The sequence below is a fragment of the Sulfobacillus thermotolerans genome, from assembly GCF_039623705.1.
Lineage (GTDB): Bacteria > Bacillota > Sulfobacillia > Sulfobacillales > Sulfobacillaceae > Sulfobacillus > Sulfobacillus thermotolerans.
This window is the reverse complement of the sequence record NZ_CP133983.1, coordinates 2,032,057-2,047,704: the sequence shown is the minus strand read 5'-3', so window position 1 is coordinate 2,047,704 and position 15,648 is coordinate 2,032,057. Positions and strand designations below refer to the sequence as shown.

At 50.6% G+C, this 15,648-nt stretch carries 10 protein-coding genes; 3 read left to right on the top strand and 7 right to left on the bottom strand.

The genetic code is table 11. The features are described 5' to 3' along the window. Nucleotides 1-24: 24 nt before the first annotated feature. The 7 genes from ORD20_RS10605 to ORD20_RS10575 all read right to left on the bottom strand — a co-directional run bounded on the left by ORD20_RS10605 (nucleotide 25) and on the right by ORD20_RS10575 (nucleotide 11,602). The gene (locus ORD20_RS10605; RefSeq protein ID WP_103374874.1) at nucleotides 25-783 is read right to left on the bottom strand and encodes a class I SAM-dependent methyltransferase; all 759 of its coding nucleotides are present in this window, start codon (nucleotides 781-783) and stop codon (nucleotides 25-27) included. 142 nt (nucleotides 784-925) lie between these two features. Continuing rightward, nucleotides 926-4,000, bottom strand: a complete 3,075-nt coding sequence (locus ORD20_RS10600; protein ID WP_173677074.1) for a type III restriction-modification system endonuclease — start codon at nucleotides 3,998-4,000, stop codon at nucleotides 926-928. Continuing rightward, on the bottom strand, nucleotides 4,001-5,866 hold the full coding sequence (locus ORD20_RS10595; RefSeq protein ID WP_207654627.1) for a site-specific DNA-methyltransferase: 1,866 nt from the start codon (nucleotides 5,864-5,866) through the stop codon (nucleotides 4,001-4,003). Beyond that, nucleotides 5,859-6,476 carry a DUF4391 domain-containing protein gene (locus ORD20_RS10590; RefSeq protein ID WP_103374875.1) on the bottom strand — a complete coding sequence of 206 codons (618 nt, stop codon included), beginning with the start codon at nucleotides 6,474-6,476 and terminating at the stop codon, nucleotides 5,859-5,861. The genes ORD20_RS10595 and ORD20_RS10590 overlap by 8 nt, the downstream gene beginning before the upstream one ends. Before the next feature lie 9 nt (nucleotides 6,477-6,485). After that, the gene (locus tag ORD20_RS10585) at nucleotides 6,486-8,936 is read right to left on the bottom strand and encodes a helicase-related protein (protein ID WP_430626156.1); all 2,451 of its coding nucleotides are present in this window, start codon (nucleotides 8,934-8,936) and stop codon (nucleotides 6,486-6,488) included. 1,623 nt (nucleotides 8,937-10,559) lie between these two features. Beyond that, nucleotides 10,560-11,138 carry a PIN domain-containing protein gene (locus tag ORD20_RS10580; protein WP_103374878.1) on the bottom strand — a complete coding sequence of 193 codons (579 nt, stop codon included), beginning with the start codon at nucleotides 11,136-11,138 and terminating at the stop codon, nucleotides 10,560-10,562. Nucleotides 11,139-11,140: 2 nt separating this feature from the next. Continuing rightward, nucleotides 11,141-11,602 carry an excisionase family DNA-binding protein gene (locus ORD20_RS10575; RefSeq protein ID WP_103374879.1) on the bottom strand — a complete coding sequence of 154 codons (462 nt, stop codon included), beginning with the start codon at nucleotides 11,600-11,602 and terminating at the stop codon, nucleotides 11,141-11,143. Nucleotides 11,603-12,395: 793 nt separating this feature from the next. On the opposite strand from ORD20_RS10575, the gene ORD20_RS10570 reads away from it, so the two are divergent. The 3 genes from ORD20_RS10570 to ORD20_RS10560 all read left to right on the top strand — a co-directional run bounded on the left by ORD20_RS10570 (nucleotide 12,396) and on the right by ORD20_RS10560 (nucleotide 14,887). Beyond that, nucleotides 12,396-12,863 (top strand): DUF6978 family protein, encoded by a 468-nt coding sequence (locus ORD20_RS10570; protein ID WP_103374881.1) that lies wholly within the window; start codon nucleotides 12,396-12,398, stop codon nucleotides 12,861-12,863. A gap of 13 nt (nucleotides 12,864-12,876) precedes the next feature. Continuing rightward, a complete protein-coding gene (locus tag ORD20_RS10565; RefSeq protein WP_146039000.1) occupies nucleotides 12,877-13,443 on the top strand; it encodes a hypothetical protein in 567 nt (188 codons plus the stop codon). Between the two features lie 598 nt (nucleotides 13,444-14,041). Further along, on the top strand, nucleotides 14,042-14,887 hold the full coding sequence (locus ORD20_RS10560) for a hypothetical protein (RefSeq protein ID WP_103374883.1): 846 nt from the start codon (nucleotides 14,042-14,044) through the stop codon (nucleotides 14,885-14,887). Nucleotides 14,888-15,648: the final 761 nt, after the last annotated feature.

Genomic DNA, 15,648 nt, shown 5'->3' with positions numbered 1-15,648 from the left:
TGAACCCACGCCCCTCTTTCCGAGTCATTTTTTCTCGGCAACGACGCGAAGACGCTGATAATCGATATACCATTGGCCACCACGATATAATACTGGGCGACACTGTTCAATTACCTGCTGAACTACCTTGTCTCGTGTTAGATGGTCAAGACCAGACAAAAAACTTTCGGCAAATCCAATTAGCCAATGCTCAATGCCCTTGTCACCATCGGGCATCGGAGTAGGACGCGCGAAATGAACTGCATAGGTTGTTTTAAAGCCTTGGTGTTCTAATAATGTGGTGTATTCGCCAATGCTCGGAAAGTACCAGGGATTTCTGTCTTGGGCATTAATGCCCAGATCCCCTATGGCCCGGTCTAACGCATCAATGACCGTCATCACGTTTCCTTTTCCCCCGAATTCCGCAACAAATCGCCCACCTGTGTCTAGTGCATCCCACACGCATTTGATAACCTTGGTAGGCTGCCTCATCCAGTGCAGGGCGGCATTTGAAAACACCGCATTCATAGGCCGTTCCACTTGAAAGGCTTCGGCATTGCCCACCCTAAAGGTCAACGCTGGGTACTTTTGGCGGGCCCGTTGAATCATGGATTCCGAAAGATCCATTCCGATCACAAATGCTCCCGCCGTGGCTATTTCCTGAGTCAACTCCCCAGTCCCACATCCTAAATCGAGGATATGTTCGCCTGGTTGAGGCTGCAATAACGCCACTACGCCTTTGCCGAACTCCGCTACGTAACCGAGCTTATCATCGTAATGGGTGGCATTCCACGTGTGTTCCATAGTGTTCAACTCCTTTTCTGCGTATTGTTTTGAACGACTCTTTAGCGTCGTCTATGGACTTACTTTGTCGAATGCGGTCCTTGCCCAATTACCCCTGTTTACCATATTTACGCGTGGCAGCTGTGTGGAACATGGGTAATATCTAGATGGTCTCCATGATTGTAAGAAGACTTTGGTAGCTGTCGACCTCATGATACTTGACTCCAGTGGTAGAAATTTCGTTGAACAGTTTCTTGGCACAGGCAATCTTTGCCTGCTCAATCGGCCGTAGTTCAAGGCTGTCTATCGTGCCTTTGGTCTCGGCAATAAAGAAAATATGCTTCACCGAGCCCTTTTTAAACGTAATCGCCCAGTCCGGGGAGTAATTGCCCACGGGTGTGGGAATGTAAAAACCCCGCGGCCCCTTCGGCAACTTGGCGTAGACCACCACCTCTTCGGCTACATCCAAATCCTTAACAAAACGCCGCTCAACACTTTCCGCTGCCGTCCCGTCCGTGAATACGTAATCTTGAATCGCGTGCCTTGCCTTAAATGCCCTTGCGTATTCGTTTGAAGCGCGACTCATTGTGAATATCTCCGGCGAATAGGGATCTTCCGCACTTGGGGAATACGTAATATGTTCCACAACCACTGAAGCTTTCTGACGGTTAATGACAGCGCAGACTCTCGCAATAAATTCTTCCGGGTTATCGCGGAATTGCCATAACTTTTGGGGGTTTAGGCCTTTAAGGATTGCCACAACCGTTCGCCGGGTAAGTGTCGTTCCTTCGGCGATCTTACCAACAAGGTCATATTCGACAGAACTTCCTGCTGCACGGTCGAGCTGTTTCGTTTCGGTACCCTCGACAGTGAACTCTGCGCCTTCTTGTCGACCTCTTGTACTGGTATAAGACAGGGTGCCGACATGCAGTTCGTTATTGACAGCAGCGATGGACTTTGCAATGAGTTCGTTGCTGTCAAATTCGACGGTATAGGCATATTTTTTGTTGATACGCTGCCACAGCTCGTGGAAGTTCTTCCAGTTCTCGTTCAATGGATTTTCTTTAATCTTGGTCTCGTGTCCGTTGTCCACCATATCCTTCAGCGCACTCGGATCAAAGATAGCCTGTATGAGCTGATGAATACCGTTAGTAAGTGGTGCCAGATCGGCACTCAAAGGGGTCGGGGTGCTGAGATCAACAGCATTGCGATATGTATCCGTGATTTCACCATTGTCATCTACATAGTCGTTGCGGACCAGGTAATGGTAAATAGCCCGAGCTTCAGCAGCTGTAACGACGTGAATTTCATCCCCAACCTGCACCATTTTATCCGTGAAGTATTCAATACTAGCCCTTGTGGGGCGCTCATAAAGGTCGGACTGAATTTCCTTTTGCAAATCCGCCACAAATTCGGCGTAGCTCTCGCTAGCAACAACCGTCAGCAGATTCACGGCGTGCACTAAACTTTCGCCGCAGACCTCCATGTCCTGTCGTTCACCCTTACTGTTCACGCAAAGACGCAACCCGCGTCCGACCTCCTGCCGCTTGGCTGTTGCGTTATCCGAATGCTTCAGCGCGCAGATCTGAAATACATTCGGGTTGTCCCACCCTTCGCGAAGTGCAGAGTGTGAAAAGATGAACCGGGTCGGCTCCTCAAAGGACAAGAGCCGCTCCTTATTTTTAAGAATAAGATCGTAGGCGGAAATATCATCCGAAAACTCGCTGCCGCGCTTGACGGGGCTATCCGTGACCCGTCCCTTTTTGTCGATAGAAAAGTACCCGCGATGGGTCGCGGAGGTTGCTATGCCACGCAAGTAGGCTTGATATGCTGCTGGGAAAAGTGCCATCCGTTCGTTTAGCGCGGCTGTATATTCCTCTTCGAACAGACGTCCGTATTCCCCAAGGATTTCCTCCCCATCGTCCCCGTATTGCCGGTACTTGGCCACTTCGTCGATGAAAAAGAGCGACAGGCACTTAATGCCCTGCGCAAACAGCGTTTCCTCCTTATCCAAATGAGACGCGATAGTTTCCCGAATTTGTATCCGACGTATATCGTTCTCGTTGACGTCGCCCGTGGCTTCTCCCGTGCGCAGGCTTTCTCCGTTGGTCAAGGTCACCCGGGCCCGAATCGGATCAATTTCGGCGATCGAGACACCCTTATATTCTTCCAAACCCTGTGATGCGGTGTACAGGCTGTCGCCTACATCCAGTAATCGCGTTTGACGCTGCGGCACGCCGCTCTTGCGACGGACCTCAAATTCCAGCCGGGCGCGTGGCGGTTTTCGCTTATCCAGCACAATTTCCGACAGATAGAGATAGCCGTTCGTTCCACTCAAATTCTTCAGTTCAAACCCCTTGACCTCGATTTTTTTGACCAGCTTTTTATGGAAAGCGTCTAGTGCATCAAGGACATAAATCAGGTTATGGGAGGTTTTGTGCGTTGCCGAATAATTCAAGGAAAACAATGGCGCAAAGTTCTTTTTCAGCGCATTTTGCGTCGCCACACCTCCCATTTTCTGCGGCTCGTCGAGAATGATAATGGGACGATTCGCCTTAATCACGTCAATGGGACGACGTGACCCAAACTCGTCGCGTTTACTGTAGATAATGCGGGCTGCGTCGTTGCCGCGTCGGCCTTCGATATTTTTGTCTTCGTTCATCGTGGCGTTGAACGCCTGGGTGTTAATAATCATGACGTTGATGCCGCTGTTCTGAGAAAACTCGTCCAACTGGTGCAGATTCGCGGAATTGTACACAAAGAACCGGGCCTTGAGGCCATAAAGCTCCATGAAGTGGTCCTGCGTCATCTCAAACGCCTGCTTGACTCCCTCACGAATCGCGATACTGGGCACGACCACGATGAACTTGCTCCACCCATAGGTTTTGTAGAGTTCGAACATTGTCTTGATGTAGACGTACGTTTTGCCGGTGCCTGTCTCCATCTCGATATCCAAAGACACTGTGCCCAAGCCAGCGACAAGCTCTGGCGACCTTTGGATATGGTTTGCCGTCTGCACGGCATGGATATTTTTTAGCAGCTGTTCTCTGGACAACTCCACGTCGGCATTGCGGTAGGCGGTTTCAAAGTCCGGATCGAATTCGTCCAGCGTGCCTTTTAGCTGGCCAACATCGCGGCGAAACTTGGACAGGCCATGATTTGACTGCCCAGCAAACACCTTCACCACGCTCTCAGCAGCTTCGGTCTGGAAGGGCTGTATCTTGAATTGAAACGGCATTTACAGCACCCTCCTGATGGTCGACGGACTGTAGGTAGCGAACACCTGCTCGATGTTCACCATGGCACTGTCGCTGACGAAAGTGGCGTCACGGAACACGGCGTAATAGGGATGTTTCTTCGCAATGTCCGTAATAAGGGCGGTATCCACCCGGCCAAAGCAGGCAATCAGATAGGTGTCATTGACATAAAACAACGGGCCGTCCTGGGTGATTTTTGCGGACAACGGAATACCGAGGTCCAGCATTGCCTGAAGCAGCAAGTCCTCATCGGTGCGGTCCGGCTTGATGTTGTCGATCAGGCCATCAGGGTTAACTTTAATCTGCATGATTTCCTCTGGCCTGTAGTACACGTCTTTCATATTGGAACTGTCGAGCTTCAGCACGCGAAAACCAATATCAAGGTTTAGCGCGGTCGGTCCCGCCTCCTCCTTGATCTTGCGACCTGCCCGACGAATGCGTTCTTTGCCGATTTCGCAGATGTTTTTATATCCCGCCCTGAACGCCTCGCTCTTGTCATTGCAAGCTTCGGGAATTTGTACCATGATAAACTTGCGCTTGCCGCCGTCTTCGGCGTTGAGTTGCAAGACCGCGTGAGCCGTTGTGGCAGAACCGGAGAAGAAGTCGAGGACTAAATCGTCTTTACCGGTAGCGATTTTCAAGAGATTATATATCAACTTTGAAGGTTTCGGATGCGTGAAGAGTTTTCCTTGGCCGAACAGGGCACGGATTTCCTCTGTGGCATCCGCATTCATGCCGTGGCTATCCCACCATGATTCAGCACGAATTTTTCCATTAAGCCTTTCGGCGGCGAAAATTTTTTGAACCGGGCGGGTTGTTCCTGTTTTTCCAAAAATAATACGGCCATCCGCAATTCGGCGTTGCACCTCAACTTCATTGAATACCCAATATCGCCCTTCCGGAGGATTGAAAGTCTGCCCCGTTGAAGGATTAGTAATCGGGAAATGCGGACCTTTGTGATTAGCCGATAAATCCATTGTTGTCCATGCTCCGCGCGGGTCATTATCGGGGTTTGAATAAGTCTTAGCAATGAACTCTTCGGTAATCTCGTATCCAATTTCACCGATATCATCAACGTGTTTAGCATAGGCGATAATGTAATCATGGACGGGTGGAATCATCCCCATATTATTTCCATTGGTTTTCTTTTTCCAGAGGATGGTTCCTACAAAATTATTTTCGCCAAAAACTTCATCGCAGAGTTTACGTAAGTTATACCCTTCACTATCGTCAATACTGATAAAAATTACTCCATCACCGCTTAGTAAGTCCCTTGCCACACGCAAGCGCGGATACATCATATTCAACCAGTCGCTATGGAAACGTCCATTGCTATCGAGGTTTGGCGTGAGGCGATTACCCTGCTCGTCGTACTGCCCATCACGACGTAGAAAGTCGCCCGACTCCTCCGAAAAATTATCCTCGTAAATGAAGTCATTTCCTGTGTTGTACGGCGGATCGATATATATCATTTTCACGCGGTTAAGGTAGGTTTCGCGGAGCAGTTTCAGCACGTCGAGATTGTCCCCCTCTATGTAGAGGTTTTCGGTGGTGTCAAAGTCCACGCTCTCTTCACGACAGGGCCGCAACGTGGCGGCAATGGGCTGATTGGCCAGCAGTATGCTCTTACGCTTGTCCGGCCATGTAAACTGATAGCGCTCTTCCTTGCCGGATACGACGTGCACATTGATCTCCTGGGCCAGCACGTCGGCATCGACGGCTCGGACCACCGCCCCGTTTTCATCAATCGTCTCCGTCACGGCGTTGGGGAACAGTTGTGCCAGCTTCGCGAAATTTTCGTCCGTGATGGACGGCGTGTGCATGGGGAGTCGGTCGGGTTTATTCATGGGTCTGTCCTCCTAATTCTCTTTTCAACCGCTTTATTTCTTCGGCATATTCCCACTTCCGGCGGGATTGTTGTTCCGCCCGCGCTTTTCTTTCGAGCGCAGCAATTTGGTTGGATAGTTTTTCGCGGCGGTCATTCTCCGCGAGGATCGCATCAAGGTCTTGTCCGCTCGCCAGGTCAATCTGCGCGATTTGGGCAACAACGTGGTCCCATGCCTCTCCTAGGTCAAGGCCACTCAACTTTAGTTGCCATGCGTCTATCGGCTTGTCGTCCGACACCAGAACCTTTGCCGTGCGGTACACGGCCAGTCGTGCATGATCCCTATATTGCAGGACAAAGACCAATCGCTGGGCAATGAATTGCGCGAGGAGCGCAATGTTCTTCGTGTCGCAATCGGGGGTTTTTAGCGTCACGGCAACCACATAGACCGCCGACACCTCCTTGCTTGCCGCAAGATTGACCGTCTGCGGCGAGATTTCCGCGACAATTGCTAGGCGACTAATCTGCTCATCAAACCGTTTGCGGTCAGCGGCCGGTGGCTTGAACTTCTCAAACAACGCCTTTTTCGCCAGCGGTTTGTTAATCGCCGTCGTGCTGGGTAAGCCTAACATCTTGCGATCTCACCTCACCGTCACAAAACATACCAACTCGAAATCATCCAATCCCTCGATCGTATGGGCCGCCAACGATATCGGCTGACCCGAGAGGAAGCTGTCCAGGGTATCCTCCTCATTCAAATCCACGATGGACTTCACCCCCACGTAGAGCAAGTCGGAATAGCGCCGCATATCGCGTCCATCTTGCGTTTCCGCGTTAAACTCGTCACACAGTGCACGATCGGGCTCAGGCTGACCTCGACATAGCTGACGGAACACATCAAGCAGTTTTTTCGGCTGCAAGTGGTCGATATATACGGTGGATCCATCGCCAACATAGACCATATAAAAGGGGTGCAACTGATTCTTGTTCTTCGCGTTGATGTGCGCATTGCGGTTTTTCAAGATAAAAATTGTCCCTGGGGGTGCGTCGGCGTGGCCCTTCACCACCGCATGAAGCCCGAAGGGAACTTTGTCTAAATTGCCGTGATGCTTGACGTACTCGAGCAAGTCCAGCCGAAATTCGTTCAATCCCAAATCCATAATCGAAATCCCGGACTGCATATCCTCGATGTCGACCACGTCATTTTGGAGCTTTTCAAGCTGCGCCATACGATATTCCAAGTCACCCCGCTCCTCCGGATCGATGGGGTTATCGTCGCCCGTCGCCGTCATGACCGAGGCCTTCATTCGGGTTTCCACGCGTCCTTTGAGTTCCAAATACTTATCCAAGGCAATGTTTGGCCAAAAATTTACCAGTTGGATTGTTTCATTGCGGCTGCCAATCCGGTCAATCCGCCCGAATCGTTGAATAATACGGACCGGATTCCAGTGAATGTCATAATTGATACAGAAGTCCGCATCTTGCAGATTCTGCCCTTCCGAGATGCAGTCCGTCGCAATCAAAATATCGATGTGATCCGGGGTGTAGGGCATGAGCACGCCCTTATCCTTCGATAGCGGAGAAAACAACGTCAGAATGGTGTTCATATCGACGTGCTTCAGCTTAACCGTCGTCTTGCCATCGGTGGTCCCGGTGACGATCGCGGAATCCAGCTCAAACCGTTCTTTGGCGAACGGTGCAACATGGTGATACAGGTACTCGGCCGTATCCGAAAACGCTGTGAAGAGCAATATCTTTTTGTTGCCCCGATTAAACGGCTGCTGCACCTTGTCTGCAATCAGCTGCAGGAGCGTTTGCAACTTCGTATCGTGTGCCGGTGTGATGTCTTTGACCATCAGGGCCAGCAACTCCAGGATTTCGGAATCCGCGACCAGCTTCTCGCGCCACGATACGTAGTCCATATCATTGAGGTCGATGTCCAGCTTCTTTCCCTCGGTTGGAAATACGCTGGTATTGAGATCATCGTCATCAAAGTCGCCGGGGTCATACTCGCGCGTATGAATCGTCCGGTTCATACCTGTTTGAAAGGCATCGATGGCCGCAATTGTACCATCAATCAGGCTTTTCACGCGTTGCAGCGTAATATTGAATGATGCGATAGAGCTTTCGAGTCGTTTCAACAGGTTAATGCACATTAAACGCCGTATCCCATTTTCGCGTCCCGCACGGTCGATATTCACACTAGGGTCGATGTATTTGGCACGTCGGCTCTCCAACAAAAAGTCGGTTGGCACATACACGGCGAGATTTAAGAGCATTAGCTGCTCGTAAATCTCATCGTAGTCGATTGCGGATGAAAGATCCGTCAGCTTCGGACGCAGAGAGATGGGAGGCCTTCGCTCGGGAAATTGTCCGATTTCCTCGGTATTATAGTATTTTTCAATGTGCTTCCGAGACCGTGCGATGGTCACACTATCCAACACGGTAAAGAAGTCAAAATCCAAGGCACGTAGGAGGCTTTCGGTCGTGCGCTCTTGGGGATCCAGTTTGCTCCACCGATTAAAAGCGGTTTGGGCATTGCGGAAAATCACATCAATAGGTTTGGTCGTGTCAAGTTTGTCGTTAATCAGTGCTGGAGTGCCTTCGTAGGCCAGTTCTAGCTGGTGGCGTAGATCGGAGAACCCGTTATTCACAGGGGTAGCGGAAAGCATCAACACTTTGGTCTTGACGCCTTGTCGAATCACCTTGTTCATTAACTGCAGGTACCGGTTTTCCCGCTTGTCGTCGCCGCGCCCGGAATAGTCCCCACCGTTACGAAAATTGTGGCTTTCATCGATCACGACCAGATCGTAATTGCTCCAGTTCAGCTTGGACAGATCGACTCCGCCGGAGGACCCGTGCTCGCGCGAGAGATCGGTATGATACAGCACATCATACCGCATGCGGTCGGAGGCAATGGGGTTATTGCGATAGTTTTCTTTGAACGTGCGCCAGTTGTCTCCCAGCTTTTTCGGACAGAGGACCAGCACGGTACGATTGCGCAATTCATAATACTTGATGACGGCGAGGGCGGTAAATGTTTTACCCAACCCCACGCTGTCGGCAAGAATACAGCCGTTATACATTTGCATATCGAAACAGGCCGCCGCTATCGATAGTTTGTCGCCCTTTGTAATGGTGGCCCCTCATATACGTCGATAGATGCTTCCCCTCATATACGTCGATACACGTTATTTTACACTCCTGCACTTACCCGGAAATATCTTGCAGCGTTTCATGATAAAACGTTACCATAGATTTCAAATTCCCAACCTTTGTCATATATTCGGGGATGCGTTGGTCAATTCCTGCTGCATTGAGACAACAATGATATTTTAATCGAATATCATGCAAGCTTTTTTGGCGGGTTGCAATGAGTCCACCATCTTCGCAAAAATTATACCAGTGGTTCCTGTGTTCCACTCACTACTCTTCATTCCAGCACTTCCGGGATAACAGCGCGCTCTGCCCATGCACTTACTTAACGCTGTATAGCTTGACAATCCAACTCACGTCGAAGCAGGGCTCCACTAAAACACCTCCCGTTCGCACGAAATTTTGTTCTGCTCGATGATTCGACAGATAAAACCACATATAAACATCCACAGGAGATACCGGATCATCTATTCCTCCCCATAATTTTCCAGTTAAGGGGTTTCATGGTGACGGTTCGCGTAATGGCTGTTTCCGTAAAGACGCTGAGGGGGATGTGGAGCGCATCCAGGATCCCGAAGGGTCGCGTGGAAATTTTCGGAGTGGTCACGGTACGGGTGCCTGTCACGTCACGCGTGACCCGCAGACTGGCCAAATCGCACCAGTTCGGCCGGGGTATAGTGGATGTGGGGACAAGATGCCATGGGTGCGGCGTGGTGGCCATCCAGTGATCTAGGCCGCGTTGTGTATCCGCCTCACACGCAAACTGTATATGGCCAAATAGAAATGGCTCTTCCACACTTTTGGTGTAAGCCTTTCCGTTTATCCAACCATGGCGAATTTTGTCACGCAGCGCCCGTCACGTAATGGTGCTCGTCTGTGGTCATCTCGCTGCCGCCGCATTCGGCGACGGGTCCTAGAGCGACCGTAAAAAAGGCTAGGCTGAACCAACCATGTGGCCTGACGCATGCGGAGGCTCTTAGCCGGCATGGGTGTGGAGCGTGCGTTGGCGTAGGAGGAAATCCCCCGGCCCCCCATACAAGATCCGTTTCAATCGCTTAATTTTGTTGTTAAATCCTTCCACCATCCCTTGGCTTCAAAAGCTACGAACGCCGGCGAGTACGGCCACCTCATCGTCACTGACGCCTTTGGCAAAGCTGACGAGTTCCGGAATGCCACTCAGCCGGAAGAGTTGCAGGATACCCAAAGGCAACTCACTTTGCAAGTCGGTAGGAAGCCGAGCTTTTACGTCACTTGACGGGACGTGATCGCACTTTCATAACCCCTTACGCGCCGCAAAGGGGTATCCTATTTACAAAACTTCGTATAAAATCTTACGGTTGGAATTCACCGATATTCACCAGCACCCCCACAGTAGCTTACCGAGGTACTCGACGCTATGACGAATCCTAAGGTCGTCTGATCGCCCGATGCATCCAAAATTCTGGCCGACGATTCCTTTGTTTCCCTTTTCAGTAGCTATGGTTCCGATGATCGTCCGAATGGCACAACGTTGCGCCCCATAATTGAGGGAAGTCCGGATACTCAGAACACCTCGGCCTTTATAGTAAATAATCGGATAACATGGTTTGGGCTTGTAAAGCAAAATTGGGAACCGTTTTTTGAAGTGATGTTAGGATTCCGGAAACTGAATTCATTGGACTATGTCTGTTTGATGCGAGGTCCTTAAGAGCGTAAAAAAACTCCTGTGGGGCAAGCTCCAATTGATAGCACAAAAAATCGTCCGGATGCTGCACGTCCGTGTCACAGAATCCGGCGGGCACACGGAAATCTTTAAGGTTAGCGGTAACCAATACATCAGCCCTGCTAGCAATAGCTGCAGCTAGCACATGTCGGTCTTTCTTATCATTCGGCATCGCGGGAATCGCATGTACATAATAACTGCGATCTACCATGGCATCGGGGAACGCATCGGTCATGATATCGAGCAAATATTTCACACCAGCCTCTACTTTGGCAGTATCTCCCTTCGCTTTTTTGATATAGGTCCGTTGCAACTCATCCAAAACATCCGGGCTCCACCGGATTTGACAGATGCCGACTTCCGCAATGGTCAAAATGACATCGCGGAGATTCGTAGGAAATAGGACGCATGCGTCGAGAAACGCAACGAAAGCCATATTTATGGCTCCCGTTCGTCGAAATCATCCGACTCGTATAACCCTAAAGACTCCGACACCCGCACCATTTCATTGACATTGGCTTTACGTAGACTGTCCCGTGTGCTCTTGAAGTCCAAAAGATCACCCAACCGTACCCGGCGGTGAGATCCCACGAGGTGATAGCGTATCTTCCCCTCTTCCAACAAACGAATCAAATACGGACGGGAGACTTGCAGCAAATCCGCAGCCTGCTGTGTCGTCAGCTCCTGTTCGTAATGCAGAATGGACACAGAATTGCCCTTAGCTAGTTGTCTCGCTGCCTCCATTAAAACGCGCACCAGCGGAGTAGGAAGCTTTACCTCAACATGCTGATCATCCACCAAGACATAGTTCGTATTCGGATGTGCAACTAAGTCGCCAGCCACTCGCTTAATGATTTCGAGATCTTGCTCGTCTGGCCCAATTAATATTTGATCAGCCAAAAGGATCCCTCCTCTCCGCGAATTAGTCTACTCGTTCTCAATCACATTATACGAATTAAACGAAATAACCGCAAAAGGCTTTTGGGGAACCGAGGCACAATATCTTCGGTAATCCTTGTGTTGACTAATGTCATCCATCCCAAATGGAGTCTCTGCAGAAGACCTTATCTGCCCTTTTATCTGACATTCTCATCATGAGGGGATTACTTGGCTAAACGAATAAACGACGAAACGTCACTAATGCGCATTAAGGGCCCTTAAACGCTCAGCAGTAATTCGACCATATTGTGAACAATACAGCGGATTATTCTGAGGCACAAACTAGACCGCATCGCCCGCGATGCACAGTGTTTCTCGCCCGCGAGGATAAAAGACCATTAAAAAAATGGAAACCAAAGCAATAAAAAAACTTGCGGTGAACGGGTTCGAAGGATACTCGATGGACAAATGCCGGAAACCGCATACAGCAAATGTGAACACAGGTGGCGTTGTCATTCCCCGTTTCGGTCCCATCAATTCACCCATTCCACCGAAACCTCCGCAATCCGCAGAGTCACATAACTGTGGTCCTCCATTGGTGATAATGAGGTTTTGAGTGAGTGGGGTAGACAAAAACGCGTTTGTCCTTGGAAATATTTGATGTATTCATTTTCTATCTCATGGCATTTTGGCCCGGTTTGTTCTGACATGACTCGGAAGAGCCATTCCATCTTGACGAAAACGATTTTTCTTGTTCAAGACTAATTATTGTATAAGTAATTATTTAATAACAACTAATAATAAGCGAGGCCTTATGGCGTTAACAGAAGCTGAATCGGAAGTGTTCCTCATCCAGCCCAAGGCGTTACACGACAAAGTCAAATGGAAACAGAGATCCGAGGCGCCGTTCCTCTACAGAGCAGATGCACGAGTGCTTCTCACGGAATCGGGTGATGTTCGACCCTTGGACCTTGTGTTACCATACAACGATAAGGCAAAAACGTTTACATTTATATTGAGGTACGGAAAGAGTGAAAATATTCGACGGCTGGACTTTAATAAACCACACAGGAATCCAGGCGCAAATTCCCGAACAAAAATCGATAAACTACACAAGCACAAATGGACAGATGCATACCAAGATCAATGGGCCTATGAACCAGGAGATATTGAAGACCCATCGGACGTGCAGAAGTCGCTGGGGAATTTTCTTCATGAATGTCACATTGACTATGAATCTAAACAATTGGGTAACTTGACAGTGCAAGGCAGGTGGGTCTGAAGTGACATGCAGTGTGATCGATCAAGTGGTAAGTTCAATGCCATGGTTGTTCACTTGCCACTACGAGGAACCTATAAATAAATATGTCATGGAAACTCCGTTTCTATTACCCGACGGAGATGTTTTAACGTTCTTTTTCGACCCTGAGTCAGGCAGACTGTCTGATTTGGGGGAAACGGTACATCGGTTCGTAGCCCTGGGGATTTCACTGGAGGCAAACAAAGCTTGGGTTCAGAAATCCCTTATCGACCCGGAGGTTCATTTCGAATACGGCGAGCTATTTATTGAAAAACTCCACCGGCCTGCGGCACTTGCTGGGTTGATTAATACTGCGATTAGACTCGCAGACCTTGAGCTAGTCAAGACACAACGCCGCCCAAAGACATTTCCCGAAGATGTCAAGGCCTACCTGTCGACGTTGCCGATAAAATATTTTTCAAAACACAGGATAATGATACGAGATGCGCAGTTAACGTTTGACTTCTATGTCGAGTCTCCGCGTCGAGCGTATATAGAGACGGTACATGCACACCCCAAATTCGAATGTGTTAGGAAAGTGGACCATCGTCAAGAAAAATGATGCGAACACCTTACTTATTACAGTTATTCGCCCTGGCCTGCACCTACCAGCTGTTTTCTATGAACAACTCGACGATATATCTGTCATGGTCCCTTAGGAGTACCGCACAAGGCTAGCAGGCATCCTTATATCCTAGGATTGAATTTTACGTTATCTATTGTCGGCCGCGGATCCCTCGAGTTCTACATTATCAGACCGCATCCGAGTCTGAATACCCGATCCGGTTAGAGTCTCAGTGTCTGGTGTCCGACATACATCCACTGAACACGTGTGCCAAAGCAAAAACATCATGCAGCGACGTTCAAAGCCCAAGCGTTGCCGGAGATGCTAGCTAAAGGAAGAGAAGCCGGTCGTTCAGATTGCGGCTGAACACCAGATACATCCCAGTCAACTCCAACGGTGGAACCGTCAAACCCTAGAACTTCTGATCCACATGGCCGTAGAACGCCTCCAAACAAACACTATTGGGTCACATTCCAAATATTCGCCTCATCTGGCGCCCTTACGGTAATTTCGCCCCCGTTATCGCCACAGTGGATTCCTATCAGCTATAGTAAGATCAGCACAATTTAAACTAAAAACAACAGCGGAGGGTCCCATGCGCACGGATACGGATATCTTCGACATCGGCCGCTTTGGGTGGCCACCTGACCTACAGCTCTATGCGGACTTATCGGCCACCACGTGGCTGAATGATCCTAGCCTATGGTCAGGCGGAGACCATCGTTTCATCGGAAAACTTATCCCGCGCGGCTATGCTCGCTATGTGCGATTGAATCATCCAGCATGGAAGAATCCCGGTCCGAGCGTGGAGCGGCTCACGTGGGATCAGCACGAACGACGGCTGATCCCCGTATCATGGGCCACCGTCGCCCAGTGGTCGAATCAGGACCTTGACGAGGCCTTGAGATTCGAAGACCTATTGCCCCCAAAAGCGAGACCCCAGGATCCGCCCTTCGACGAGGAACCACACTGGCACTTGTCGCCCGTGGTCCTGGAAAAGCTCATTCCTGTGCTGCGCCGCTTGACCACGACCCCAGAGCATATCTGGATGGGATTTTGCGACACCACCGGGGAATGGAACGCGAATCAGTGCGGGTGGGCGGAGGTCCATGACGACCGTACACGCCCCGACATTGACGAGCGGCGGCGATTACGCCAGCAATTTTGCCAGGAGATTGCCCGGTTACCACGGTGGGCACCGCCGGGCTGGGCCCCCAGTGGCCGCACCTATTGGTTAGCCTCTGGCCCCATCGAGGCCGTGTATGATGTTGCACGCGGTATTTATTCAGTGACACCCTTCCTCTGGTGGCCTGAAGACCACGCCTGGTGTGTCTTCCGCGAGATCGATTTCGACTTTTCCTTAGTAGCCACGACCGACGACGGTTATGAACGGATCATGAGACTGTCCGGCGTGGAGGCGTACGAGGCCGAGGTGTGGTAGCAGGCCGGGGATCTCAAACGGAAGAGATAGTACCTTGCGGATTAACGCCGGCTGGGACAAACAACCTCTGCATAGGCCCTCAAACACCGTTTCCCACGGGGCGGATCGTAGTATAGCATCCCGGCGCTGGGACGGCTAAACACAACCGTCCGACATCTTCAGTGGCACCCCGCGAGACTCTCGCCCCCGGTCGTCCTCCGGGACGTTACCCGTTAGGAAGATGGCCTTGTGTCAAAGCCCACGGACACGCGAAATTCGTAGCAATGTCAAACAAGTGGAAGCGGTGTCATGCTTCAGAAGGGGAGGATTGTTGATGTCCGTCGTCGCCCTAAGGGGGCGGCTGACGCCGTCCTCGCACACTGCCGCGATGGTGAACCGGTAGCAAGGTACGTGCGCATGCAATTGGGCTCGACGACAACCGCCTGCTCGGCAGCCTCAGCGGGAACCGGCGGCGACACCGTATGGTCCCCGTCGACGGTGCCTGTGGCTGCACCCAGCTCTTCATAGTTCGCCCCCACGTTCCCGTGATGCGCCCAAAATAGGCTTCGAGCCTTTGCACGCTGGTCGTGGGATGAGGTACGGAGGTTCCATCGTGAAGTAAAACAGATGGCATTCTGATCGTTCTGGTCACAAATCACGTTCGTGAAGGTCGACAGTCAAAACGGTATCCGCGACAATTCCGGTTAGGGGCTTCCCTGCCCCGTCGCTAATCTCATTATCACCGCGTCATGCCCACACACTCCGCTTGCGACGGGCCGTGT

Excerpts from the sequence above, each read along its gene's own strand:
- ORD20_RS10605 (WP_103374874.1), bottom strand. The coding sequence starts at position 783 with ATGGAACACACGTGGAATGCCACCCATTACGATGATAAGCTCGGTTAC.
- ORD20_RS10600 (WP_173677074.1), bottom strand. The coding sequence starts at position 4,000 with ATGCCGTTTCAATTCAAGATACAGCCCTTCCAGACCGAAGCTGCTGAG.
- ORD20_RS10595 (WP_207654627.1), bottom strand. The coding sequence starts at position 5,866 with ATGAATAAACCCGACCGACTCCCCATGCACACGCCGTCCATCACGGAC.
- ORD20_RS10590 (WP_103374875.1), bottom strand. The coding sequence starts at position 6,476 with ATGTTAGGCTTACCCAGCACGACGGCGATTAACAAACCGCTGGCGAAA.
- ORD20_RS10585 (WP_430626156.1), bottom strand. The coding sequence starts at position 8,936 with ATGCAAATGTATAACGGCTGTATTCTTGCCGACAGCGTGGGGTTGGGT.
- ORD20_RS10580 (WP_103374878.1), bottom strand. The coding sequence starts at position 11,138 with ATGGCTTTCGTTGCGTTTCTCGACGCATGCGTCCTATTTCCTACGAAT.
- ORD20_RS10570 (WP_103374881.1), top strand. The coding sequence starts at position 12,396 with ATGGCGTTAACAGAAGCTGAATCGGAAGTGTTCCTCATCCAGCCCAAG.
- ORD20_RS10560 (WP_103374883.1), top strand. The coding sequence starts at position 14,042 with ATGCGCACGGATACGGATATCTTCGACATCGGCCGCTTTGGGTGGCCA.